Raw genomic sequence first — 10,370 nt, 5'->3', positions numbered from 1 at the left:
GGGGGGGGGGGGGACTTGCACGAAGCCTGTCGGTACCGGGGCCGGTGCTGCGGGCGGGGGTGGTTCCGGTGCAGCCGGTGCCGGCTCCTCGTCTCGCTGGCCGGTCTTCGCGTACCGGTGCAGCGCCTTCTTCACGTCCTCCGACACCCGGAATGGTTCCGCCTTCGCTTCCGCGATCGACGGGGCCTGTTCGGGGGTGAACGGGACCGCGGCCGGAACCTCGGCCTCGACCGGAACCGCTTCGTTCGGGAACCAGAGCCGGTGCAGGTGCGGCAGCACGTCGAACTCCGGCACCAGCGGGTCCACCCGGACCAGCTCCTTCACCTCCAGAATCCCGCCCTGCGCGGTTCCCTGCCCCACGCGGTACACGTCGAGCATCCGCCCCCGGTGCGGGCCGGGCGCGCACTTCCGCAGCTTGTTGCCCCCGCCGCTGGTGAACACCGCGACGACGGGCACCCACAGGTTTTCTTTTTTGTCCATCAGCAGGGCCGGGCCGAACCACTCCAGCTTCGGCTTCCAGATCGGGTCCGCACAGAACGGACACGGATCCGGGGCCAAACACGGCATCGTGTTTTCGCCGGCACGCTTGTGGACCCTGAGACACCGCACTTCGCCGAGCAGGTGAACGCGGTAACGAGACTTGCCGTTGAATCGCTCCACGCGGACGCGCGGCAGCGCAACGGCCTGGGAGCTGTCGCTCCAGGTGAGCCGTGGCATGAAAGGGTTACCCAACCCGCTCATCTGGTCATGAAACCCGGCATCGTGGGACGACCCACGAAGTTCAGACCCGGTAACCAACACGAGCAGGCTGGGTGAACCTACCCGGCGCCCCGCCCTCGGTCAAGCGTCCCCCCCGTCGAAAATTCCCTCGGAGTCCCCCGGCGCCACCCCCGGAAAGGGCGACCGCGTACGCAGTCGCCGGGACTGCGTACGCGGTCGGCTCCGACTGCGCGTGGTCGGGGGGGACTGCGTGCGGTCGTTCCGGCTGCGTGCGGTGGCGGGTGACCGTGGGTGGGGTCCGTGGGGCGGTGACCGCGTGTCAGTCCGGCCGGGCCGCGCGTGGCCCCGGGACTGCGCTTCTTCGCCTTCGCCTTCGCCTTCGCATTTGGAAGAATTCCAAAGACGAAGGCGAAGGCGAAAGGCGTCGCGGTGGGCACCCCCGCCGGCCCCCGGTTCCGGCCCCGATGATCCGCCCCGATGATCCGCCCCGATGATCCGCCCCGAGACACCCGGCCGCAGGGCGGCCCGTAGGGACCCGGAAAGAGGCCGATCGCGTTTGGCGGCCGTGGTGGGGCCGCGGTTGCGTTTTGGTAGCGCGGCTGAGGAACGTTTCAAATCGTGCCCCGATCGGGGCAGGAAGGGGCCGTTTTGCAAAGAAGGAGCGGCGGGGAAGGGCGGGCCAAAGTGTGAAAAAAGTTCGTCCGGTGAGTTCGAGAGGGGTAACTAAGTTGTCCCCCCGATCAACCGGAGCGTTCGATGAAGCCCGTGAACCTGCGAGTGGAAGTGTCCGGCGAGATGCACGCTGCCCTGAAGCACCGCGCCATTGACGAGCAGAAGACGCTCACGGCGCTCCTCATCGAGCTGCTGAAAGAGGGGCTCACCAAGCCCGCCGAGCGGAAGAACTAAGCCCCCCAAAGTGGGGCCGGGAAGTGGGGCATCAGGTTCCCAATTTTCGGCCCCAGGACTCGGGTACATACCGTCATACCCTTCCGCGGATTCCCGCCGGTGAGGGTCACCCAGGAGAGCGCCAGTGCCCGTACCGTCGCGTGTGGAATTGCGAGTCGACACCACCCTCGAACTGCGCCGCGAGCTCAAGCGCCGGGCGCTGGACGAGGACAAGCCCCTGGTGCAGTTGGTCAACGAACTGCTGTGGGCCGCGGTCAAGTCGCCGCCCGCCGAGCAGAAGAGCTAACCCAAAAGAACGAGGCCGGGGAACTGGTCCCCGGCCGCATCCTGACCCGTGTTCCGCGCGAATGGCCGAAAGCTGTGCCGGCCAAAGCCAAACGTGCGGTGCTCAAGGCTCTACTGAGATGATCTCACACACACCGCCGAATGACAAGCCCCGGAGCATCCGGGCCGCGGAGATCGTCCGCGCGTGGATCAAGGTTGTGCGCGACCTGGCCGCGCTCCTGATGTTCTTGGGGGTGATTCAGCCCCCGCGACCGCTCGCCAGATCCGAAGCGGCATGTGAGCACCGGTCAGCCGTCCGCGGCCTCGGACGCCAGGTTCACCAGGTGCCGGACGCGGGCGTGGACGTCGAGCAGTTCCGCCCGCAGGCGCTCCCGTATCGCCCGGTGCAGCCGGACCTCGCGGGTGTGCAGGGCCGTGTCGAGTTCCGGCCACATCGCCCCCGGGCGAACCGCGGGGGCGGGGAACTCGAACCGCCGGAGGGCACGGTTCAGTGCGTCCAGTGCTTCAACGAGTCGCCCGTCCGGGGCGAATTTGGTTCTCAAGGGCGACTTCCTGTAGCCGGAATGAAGGGAACACCAACCGCATCGCGGACCGGGGGACCGGTCCGCCTTCAGCCCGAAGCGGGCGCAGCGGAAACGGCCGGCGGGGTCGTCAGCCACACGCGGGAGTGAAACGGGGAGAGGTGGCTCAACCGGTGGACACGTTTGACCCAAAAACGGACGCCGCGGTAATGGACCTCGTCCCCGACCTGGGGAGGGGGCAGGAACAGCACGGCATACGAACCGTCGGGCAGCACCACGTCGAGTAAAACGTTCGATTCCGGCGCGACCGTACCCATGCCCAGCCTTGGCAACTCGGATGGGCGCGGGAACGAGCACACCCCACCGGGCTGGTGCCCGATGGGGTGGGGGTAGTTGTTGGAAAAAGGAGGTGCCACCTGGTCTGAAACAGGTGGCACCTCAGATGGGGCGACGCCCGGTTCCAACGGAACGTCGCTCCAGTTGTAGTAGCTGATCAGGCCACTACAGTCGGGCCGGCGGGATTTGAACCCACGACCTCTTGCACCCCAAGCAAGCGCGCTAGCCAAGCTGCGCTACGGCCCGAAATCATCCAACTCTTGCTTTGTAACGTCCGGAGGGCCGAACGGCAACGGGTGGCTTCCGAACCGGTCACGCGAACTGTAATGCCCCGCGACTCATGAACCCCGCCGCTGCTCCCTTGCAACCCGCGCATCAGCCCGTTAGCCTGAAAGAATCGGCCAACAGAAACTCGCTCGGCACCGTTCTTAGTATTAGCCCAACCCATTTCATGGTTCGGGGAAACCGATGGCCCTCGCTCGCTGCATCTGCTGGACGCTGCTCGCCGGCGTTGGGTTCGCGCTGTTCGCTGGACCCGCCCCCGGGCAGACCCCGCCGCTCCCCAAGAAAGACAGCTCTGCCGTTGAGAAGGTGATCGGGTACCGTGACGCCCCGAAGGGGATTCCGGCCACCGAACTAAAAGAGGCGAAGGAGCACTTCGCCAAGTTCGCCAAATACTATGCCGAAGTGGTCGCGCACCCCTCGGTCTACAAAACGCCGCAAGAGTTCAAGCTCGACTCGCCCGGAACGCTCCACCTGTCCATCGACGGCCCGAACGGAATCCTCCAGGACATCGCTCGGTTCACGCTCGAGGCCGCGCCGGGGGCCACCCGGCCCACCCCCGAACACGCGGTTTACATCCGCGAGCTCGGCGCCGCGCTCGACGCGGCGTTCAAGGAGCTGATCGAGAAGCACCCGGACCCGATCGTGCGCGTCAACGCCGCCCGGGTGCTCTCGATCGTGTGCCGCTCCGGCTCCGCGGCCCACTACCCGACACTCACCGAGCTGATCGGCAACGCCAACACCCGCACCGAGATCAAGTATTACTCGCTCCAGGGCGCCGCGAACCTGCTGGCGGCCTACGACGCCGACTGGCTCAAGACCCGCAACCACGTCGCACAGACCGAGGAGCCCAACCTCGTGGGCGAACTGGTTAAAGTGCTGGACGCCGGCGTGAACGACCCGGCGCGGCTCGTCGCGGGCCTTCCCGAGAACAAAGTTGCAAAGGCCGCCGAGGACCAGTTGGCGGTCGTCGCGCTGGTGCGCCGACAGGCCATCAAGGCGCTCGCCCAGTTCCGGTACGTCAGCTCCGCCGACGCGAGCGGGCAGGTCATTTACCCGGTCCACACCCTTGCACGGGTCGCGCTCTCGGACCCGGCGCTGGTGCCGGCACCCGGTCCGGCGGACACGGCCGAAGCCGTGATCGGGATCTGCAACATGGCGCCGGTACAGGTCAAAGGGGTGCGCATCGCTCCGCTCAAGTACAACGCCGATGCCGCGCTCGAAGCGGTTACCGCGGGCCTGATTACGTTCGCCAGCCCGCGCGCGGCCGACGCCTTCGACCGGCGGCTGCCGTGGCGCTCGTACTCCCTGCGGATCGCCGTCGCGGTCCGCAACTGGCGCCCGCTGTTCGACCCCGACTTCGATGTGGCCAAGCCGAACGCCTACGACGCCGCGCGGGTGCCGGTCAGCGTCGAAGAGTTCTACAAGGACACGATCCCCAAGGTGCTCGCTCCGATGGATCGCGTCGATGCCACCGGCAAACCCGACATTGGCGCGAAGGTCGACATCGAAGGGCTCCGGAGCCGCCTCGCCGCGCTGCGCGCGAACCCGAACCGCAGCACCACGCTGCTGCCGGGCGTCACGGCGACCAGTATCGAATTCGGGCCGAAACAAAAGTGACCGCCCGCCTGCGGAGGCGCACGGGCGAACCCACAGATTCCCGCTGGAGAGGGTCGAATGAGACGGTTCCTGCTGTCACTGGCGGTTCTCGCGACCGTCGGGGCGACGCCGACGTTCGCGGGGTACATCATCATCCGGGTGCTGCTCGAAGGCGGCGGGGCGACCCCGGGCGGCGAATCGGCCCCCGGCGGGCCGGGTGGTGTCGGACCCGGTAGCGTCGCGCCTCCGGGCTCGTTCGGCGGGCCGGGGCCGCGCGGCGGATCACCGGGAATGTCGCCCCCGGGCGCGATGGGGTCGTTCGGACCGGGCGCTCCCGGCTCGGTCGGTACACCGAGCGCCGCCGCCGCGGATCCCACGCGGTCCATTGTGGTCGTCGTGCCACTCGAAAGCGACCTGAAGCGGGGGCGCCTTCTCCAGAACAGTCCCATCCATCCGCAGCTCAACCCCGAGTTTCGGAAAATCGAGTTGCAGCATTACGGCCAGAAGCTCGCAGCGTACCTGTTCGTCGACAGCAGTACCGTTCAGCTCTACGAGGAACTGCTCACCAGACCGGGACCGAAGCAGACCCGGCACACGGAGGTACTCGATCGGTACGCCGCTTGGCGCCAGAACCGGACCGACGGCCGCGTCCTGTACGACGCGATCGTGATGGCGCTGCAAGCGGGAATGGTCGCTGAAGCCGTCACCTACGCCGATGAACTGGTCGCGGCCGCGCAGAACGCGAAGGTGACCATTCCCGAACGGGACGTGAAGCCGTTCGTTGCCGCTTGGTCCGCGGTCCGAAAGGCCGTGGCCGACAGCCCCGGGGCCCCGAGCGACGCCGCGCTGTGGCAGGAGCGCCTCGACTTCCGTAACGGAAACGTTACCACGCTCGGCCACTACTCGGTCATCGCGGCGGACAACAACTCGGCGGACGTTGTGCGACGGGCGACGCAACTGAACGACAACTTCAAGGCCTTCTTCCTGTGGCACGCGACCCGGGGCGAGGCGCTCCCGGTGCCGACCAAGCCGCTCGTGGCGGTGCTCGCCCCCGGGCCGGAAGGGGTACGCAGCCTGAACCGCGCGCTCGACGGGCTGCCGATATCCGACGCGTTTTACGCCCCGGACCACGGGCTGCTGGTGCTGTCCCCCGAGCGCATGGACGATGTGGGGCAGACGTTTTTGCGGCAGAATCAGCAACTCTTCGGGCGCGGGTTCAGCCGCCAGCAGTTGCTTTCGGGCAAGCACCCCAAGATCGATTTCACCGGGCAAAACGGCACCAAGCCGGACGACGTGGCGCACGCGTCCACGTTGGCCGCCGTCGAGCGGTTGGCGATCGACGATGCGGAGATCGCGGCGGTCAGCCGCGAGGGCTCCAGACAACTGTTGTACGCGACCGGCGTTCTGCCGCAGCACGTGACGCTCCCGGTGTGGCTGACCAACGGCGCGGTGAACTTCTTCACCCGGCCGCGCGGCCCGGCCTACGTCACGGTCGGCGACGACGACGCCCCCTACATGCACGTCGCGCTGGCCACCGGTTACGGCGGGCCGAACTACGTGCTCCAGCGCCACTTCCGCGACCTCGTTTCCAAGAAGGAACTGCCCCAAGACGCCGACCGGTTGCTCGAGAACGTGCTCGGTGACGTGTACTTTAATGGGATCAAGAACGGCGACGATCCCGACCCGGCTCCGCCGAAAAAGGTCGTAAAGAAGGCCAACCCGAACCCCGCCCAGCCGATGCTTCCGGGGCAACCCGGGCAACTCGGGCGCCCCGGGATGGAGGGCGATGGGGGGCGCGGCCCCGGGTTGCCCGGTACGCCGGGAACGTCCGGGGCGGTCCTGTCCGCGGAGGAGGACCCCGCACTGCTGCTCCGGCGCAAGCAGCAGCGGTTGGCGCTCAAGGCGAACGCCACCTCATGGGCACTGTACTATTACCTCGCCAAGGCCCGGCCGGCCGACCTCAAGCGATACGTTGCCGAACTGAACAAGCTGCCCCGGGACCTGCCAATCGACGGCCGCACCGCGCTGGGCGTGTTCGTGCGAGTGTTCGGGCTCGCAACCACCGAAGGTGCAGCGGCCGACCCGGTCGCCGTCAAGAAGTTCGCCGACGACTGGCTCACTTACATCAACAGTGTCGGGTTGGTCGGGGTCGATGTGCCACTGGCGATCCCCGCACCGAAGGCGCCCGTGAACAACCCGATGGGGGGGATGCCGCCGGGGTCATTCGGTCCTGGTGGTGGGGAGGGGCGGTGACGCGGCGAGAGCGAGCGGAAGGTTTCGTTCGAGACACTTGACCTTCTGCTCGCTCTCTTTAAGATAGCTTCACTCCCCTGAACGACAGGGACGCCGAGGTGGCGGAATTGGCAGACGCACTAGATTCAGGTTCTAGCGCTCGCAAGGGCGTGGAGGTTCAAGTCCTCTCCTCGGCACTCTGAGAACCACCGGCGAAAGCCGGTGGTTCTTTGCTTTTTCCTGTTCTTCAAACGCTTCCGTCATTTGGTGATGCTCAGGTGAATGGTTAGATAATGCGAAGCCGGGATCACCGGACGCCCCCTGAAATCGCACTTCAGGTGACCTTCTTGGTAACCGCACTTGGATGGTGGCCCGCTTGCGAATGAACGCACCCGTGCCGGTGAGTGGTTGGGGCTATGTCTCCCATCCGTGTCGGCGCCCAACCGCAGGTGGCGAGCGTGGAGAAAGTGAACCTCGCCGACAAACTGGCGATGTTTTCCGACCACTGGCGGCCGAAGGTGGTGGGAGAACTGAACGGGCAACATGTCAAACTGGTCAAGTTTCAGGGTGCGTTCGTGTGGCACCGCCACGACCACGAGGACGAATTGTTCCTCGTCGTGCGGGGCAGCTTTCGCATGGAGTTCCGGGACCGAACCGTCCCACTCGACGCGGGCGAGTTCTTGATCGTGCCCCGTGGGGTTGAACACCGCCCGGTGGCGGACGAAGAGGTTCATGTCCTGCTGTTCGAGCCTGCCTCGACGTTGAACACGGGTGAGGTGCGGAACGCGCGCACGGTCGAGCGGCCCGAACACATTTGACCCACGGGGGGCTTGGCGTGACGCTGTTCGAGGAGCCGTTCTATACGTTCCGGTTCGCCGACGACCGGCGCGTTCCCCGCTTCCACCTTGAGGGCGTCCAAGTCGGTCGGCGGGTGTCCGTCTACCAGATCGACCCCGGCACCGGCGAGCAGGGGCGCGTCTTGGCGGAGGCGGTGGTCGGTACCGGCGGGTGGGTGGACCTGCCCGAGCCTATCACAGTCCGAGCGGGTGACGTGTTTGTCGCCGTGCCGCAGACGCCGTGAGGGCACAACCCGGATGACCTGGATCGACTGGTACGACTCGCTCGCCAAACCCTCGTGGACACCCGCCCCGGCGACGATCCGCCTGATCTGGGCACTTTTGTACCCGGTCATCGTGGCCAGCTTCGGCTTCGTCTTCGTGCAAGCGCTGCGGGGCCGGTTGCCCCGCCGGGTCGTCATACCGTTCGTCGTGAACCTCGCCGCCAACCTCTTGTTCATGCCGATCTTCGCCGGGTTGCGGAGCGTGCCGCTGGCGGCGGCGGACATCGTGGTCGTGTGGGCATCGATCCTCTGGTGTGTGGTCGCCGTCTGGCCGCATTACCGGTGGGTCGCCGTTGCTCAGGTGCCGTACTTCGCTTGGGTGTCGCTCGCCACAACGATCCAGTTGTCGATTACGGCAATGAACGGGTGAGACACACGACCCGCACCGAAGACCTCGCCCGCCCAGCGGCGCGTGAGGTCAGCCTTCGGTTCTTCGGTCGGGACGCCGAAGCGGCACGGCGGGTGGGCGAGGGTTTCACGTGTCGCCGAGGTCGGCGGTAAGGTCGTCATGCACGTCGCTTCGGCTGCTCGACGATCCAGGGCGCCGTGGGGGCTGAGCGGTCTCGCTGGCTCCGATCGCCGTGCCGCCCGAACACCCGCGCGAAGGCGTCGGTACCGGGTGTAGCGTGGGCGGGATTGCGATCATGTTGGGGCATCCGACCTTCTGCTTCGGGTTCTTCGCTCCCGAACTCGCCGAGCGCCCGGTGGCGCCTTTTGGGAGCGCCGGAGTGTGGATGGCGGTTGGCCTTATTCCGGGGGACACTGGTGTCGGCGCGTGCCCACCGATGTTTCGCGCGTTCGAGCGAGGGGCGTGCATCCGGCTCGGAACCCAGAGGGGTGTTGTGAGGCGTGGCACCGCAAGTTGTCGGATGTCTGCGCGGGATCGGTTGTGTTCGGGTGGGGAATCACTGCGCCTTCTGTGTGTCACGTTTCCCCCGCCCCGCTCGGCACGCCTCGCTGCAATACCGCACGTCATCCCAGCACCGTTTCCACTTTTTCCGCCACTGGAACGGGCGCCCGCAGGTCGAACACGTCTTCGAGGGCAGGTTCTCTTTCTTGCGGGCCACGCCAAGACTCGGTGTTCCGGTAAGATGTTCGAGCCGCAGCCATTGTACCGCACGGCGCCGACGGCTGCCGAGCAAGCGGATGTCCCCCGGGAGCCCGAGCGTGACCCCCGAACAAGTTGCTGCCAGCTACGACCAGATCGCCGACCGGTGGCTCGACCTCTCGACCTACGGGTTCGCCCAGCTCGAACGGGCCGTCGCCTTCGTGAAGCACAAGGGCACGGCCCTGGACGTCGGTTGCGGCACGGGGCGGCTGATGGGGCTGTTGAGCAAGCACGGGTTCCGCACAGACGGCCTCGACGTGTCCCCGGCAATGCTCGCCCACGCGCGGAACCGCTTTCCGGAGGCCCGGCTGTTCCACGGCAACATTTGCAGGTGGCGGCTGCCCCACGCGTACGACCTGATCGTGGCGTGGGACAGCGTGTGGCACGTCCCACTGTCGGATCAGGAGGCGGTGCTGACGAAGCTGTGTCGGGGGCTGGCGGCTGGCGGCGTTTTGGTGTTCTCGACGGGCGGCACCGACGGCCCGGACGAACGGCAGAACTCGCTCACGGGGCCGCCCATGTACCACGCCACGCTCGGCGTGCCCAAGGCCCTGCGCGTGCTCGCCGACGCGGGCTGCGTCTGCCGCCACCTGGAGTACGACCAGTACCCCGAAGGCCACGTTTATATCATCGCCCAGAAACGAGAGTACGACGGCCCTCAGACGTGCGGCCCCGTTCGGCTTCGTGCCGTTCACCCGGGCGACTTACTCCGCATGTTCGAGATGCAACTCGACCCGGACTCGAACCGCATGGCGGTCACGAATCCGCGCACCGCAGAGGCCTTCGTTGCTCACTGGGCGAAGGCGCTGAGCGATCCGGCGTGTACCACGAGGGCTGTTCTCGGGGACGAAGTGTTTGTCGGGTACATCTGCTGCTTCCCGATCGGCGGCGAGGATCACGTCGGCTACTGGATCGATAAGCCGTACTGGGGAAAGGGGATCGCAAGCCGGGCGTTACACCTGCTGCTTCGGGAGGTCGCGCGGCGCCCGCTGGTGGCTTCCGTCGCCACCGGTAACGGGGCTTCACTCCGGGTACTTCAGAAGCACGGGTTCGTGATCGAGCGCGTTCACCTCGCGCCGGCCACCGAGCGGTACCCGGAATGCGAAGAGGCGGTCCTTGTGCTGCGTCATCCTGGCCCACCCGACAACGATAACGGTGAGACGATCACAGCGGGTCAATAAGGACTTTCGGTCAAAAGTCTGCTCGTCGAAAATCGTATATTTACGAATTTATTAGGTAAAATATTTGCGAATTTATGGCT

At 66.5% G+C, this 10,370-nt stretch carries 11 protein-coding genes, 2 tRNA genes and 1 pseudogene; 9 read left to right on the top strand and 5 right to left on the bottom strand.

The annotated features are described in order from the left end of the window. A pseudogene (locus R5W23_RS24145) lies at positions 1-717 on the bottom strand (hypothetical protein); the annotation flags it as partial. Between the two features lie 759 nt (positions 718-1,476). On the opposite strand from R5W23_RS24145, the gene R5W23_RS24140 reads away from it, so the two are divergent. Beyond that, positions 1,477-1,626: a hypothetical protein gene (locus R5W23_RS24140; RefSeq protein WP_320688524.1), complete on the top strand. Its 150-nt coding sequence runs from the start codon at positions 1,477-1,479 to the stop codon at positions 1,624-1,626. A 124-nt stretch (positions 1,627-1,750) separates the two neighbouring features. After that, a complete protein-coding gene (locus R5W23_RS24135; protein ID WP_320688523.1) occupies positions 1,751-1,912 on the top strand; it encodes a hypothetical protein in 162 nt (53 codons plus the stop codon). Positions 1,913-2,198: 286 nt separating this feature from the next. On the opposite strand, the gene R5W23_RS24130 is transcribed toward R5W23_RS24135, so the two are convergent. From R5W23_RS24130 to R5W23_RS24120, 3 genes are all read right to left on the bottom strand, one after another. After that, the gene (locus R5W23_RS24130; RefSeq protein WP_320688522.1) at positions 2,199-2,453 is read right to left on the bottom strand and encodes a hypothetical protein; all 255 of its coding nucleotides are present in this window, start codon (positions 2,451-2,453) and stop codon (positions 2,199-2,201) included. Between the two features lie 68 nt (positions 2,454-2,521). After that, complete coding sequence (locus tag R5W23_RS24125) at positions 2,522-2,749, bottom strand: hypothetical protein (protein WP_320688521.1); 228 nt, start codon at positions 2,747-2,749, stop codon at positions 2,522-2,524. A 190-nt stretch (positions 2,750-2,939) separates the two neighbouring features. Further along, positions 2,940-3,014, bottom strand: a tRNA-Pro gene (locus tag R5W23_RS24120). A gap of 222 nt (positions 3,015-3,236) precedes the next feature. On the opposite strand from R5W23_RS24120, the gene R5W23_RS24115 reads away from it, so the two are divergent. From R5W23_RS24115 to R5W23_RS24090, 6 genes are all read left to right on the top strand, one after another. After that, entirely contained in the window at positions 3,237-4,670 is a 1,434-nt protein-coding gene (locus R5W23_RS24115; protein WP_320688520.1) for a hypothetical protein, read from the top strand. Between the two features lie 57 nt (positions 4,671-4,727). Beyond that, positions 4,728-6,902: a hypothetical protein gene (locus R5W23_RS24110; protein ID WP_320688518.1), complete on the top strand. Its 2,175-nt coding sequence runs from the start codon at positions 4,728-4,730 to the stop codon at positions 6,900-6,902. A gap of 92 nt (positions 6,903-6,994) precedes the next feature. Beyond that, a tRNA-Leu gene (locus R5W23_RS24105) sits at positions 6,995-7,078 on the top strand. A gap of 219 nt (positions 7,079-7,297) precedes the next feature. Next, entirely contained in the window at positions 7,298-7,699 is a 402-nt protein-coding gene (locus R5W23_RS24100) for a cupin domain-containing protein (RefSeq protein ID WP_320688517.1), read from the top strand. Between the two features lie 17 nt (positions 7,700-7,716). Further along, the gene (locus R5W23_RS24095) at positions 7,717-7,962 is read left to right on the top strand and encodes a hypothetical protein (RefSeq protein WP_320688516.1); all 246 of its coding nucleotides are present in this window, start codon (positions 7,717-7,719) and stop codon (positions 7,960-7,962) included. 13 nt (positions 7,963-7,975) lie between these two features. After that, positions 7,976-8,371, top strand: a complete 396-nt coding sequence (locus R5W23_RS24090) for a TspO/MBR family protein (RefSeq protein WP_320688515.1) — start codon at positions 7,976-7,978, stop codon at positions 8,369-8,371. Positions 8,372-8,906: 535 nt separating this feature from the next. On the opposite strand, the gene R5W23_RS24085 is transcribed toward R5W23_RS24090, so the two are convergent. Then, on the bottom strand, positions 8,907-9,068 hold the full coding sequence (locus R5W23_RS24085) for a DUF2256 domain-containing protein (protein ID WP_320688514.1): 162 nt from the start codon (positions 9,066-9,068) through the stop codon (positions 8,907-8,909). 100 nt (positions 9,069-9,168) lie between these two features. Between R5W23_RS24085 and R5W23_RS24080 the strand changes: the two genes are divergently transcribed. Beyond that, on the top strand, positions 9,169-10,290 hold the full coding sequence (locus R5W23_RS24080) for a GNAT family N-acetyltransferase (protein ID WP_320688513.1): 1,122 nt from the start codon (positions 9,169-9,171) through the stop codon (positions 10,288-10,290). Positions 10,291-10,370 lie beyond the last annotated feature (80 nt).

It is taken from the genome of Gemmata algarum (assembly GCF_034097035.1).
In the GTDB taxonomy this organism is placed as follows: Bacteria; Planctomycetota; Planctomycetia; order Gemmatales; family Gemmataceae; genus Gemmata; species Gemmata algarum.
This window is presented reverse-complemented; position numbering and strand designations above follow the sequence as displayed.

What these genes read in the sequence shown, in the direction of transcription:
- R5W23_RS24100 (WP_320688517.1), top strand. Translation starts at nt 7,298, where the DNA reads ATGTCTCCCATCCGTGTCGGCGCCCAACCGCAGGTGGCGAGCGTGGAG.
- R5W23_RS24140 (WP_320688524.1), top strand. Translation starts at nt 1,477, where the DNA reads ATGAAGCCCGTGAACCTGCGAGTGGAAGTGTCCGGCGAGATGCACGCT.
- R5W23_RS24090 (WP_320688515.1), top strand. Translation starts at nt 7,976, where the DNA reads ATGACCTGGATCGACTGGTACGACTCGCTCGCCAAACCCTCGTGGACA.
- R5W23_RS24110 (WP_320688518.1), top strand. Translation starts at nt 4,728, where the DNA reads ATGAGACGGTTCCTGCTGTCACTGGCGGTTCTCGCGACCGTCGGGGCG.
- R5W23_RS24115 (WP_320688520.1), top strand. Translation starts at nt 3,237, where the DNA reads ATGGCCCTCGCTCGCTGCATCTGCTGGACGCTGCTCGCCGGCGTTGGG.
- R5W23_RS24125 (WP_320688521.1), bottom strand. Translation starts at nt 2,749, where the DNA reads ATGGGTACGGTCGCGCCGGAATCGAACGTTTTACTCGACGTGGTGCTG.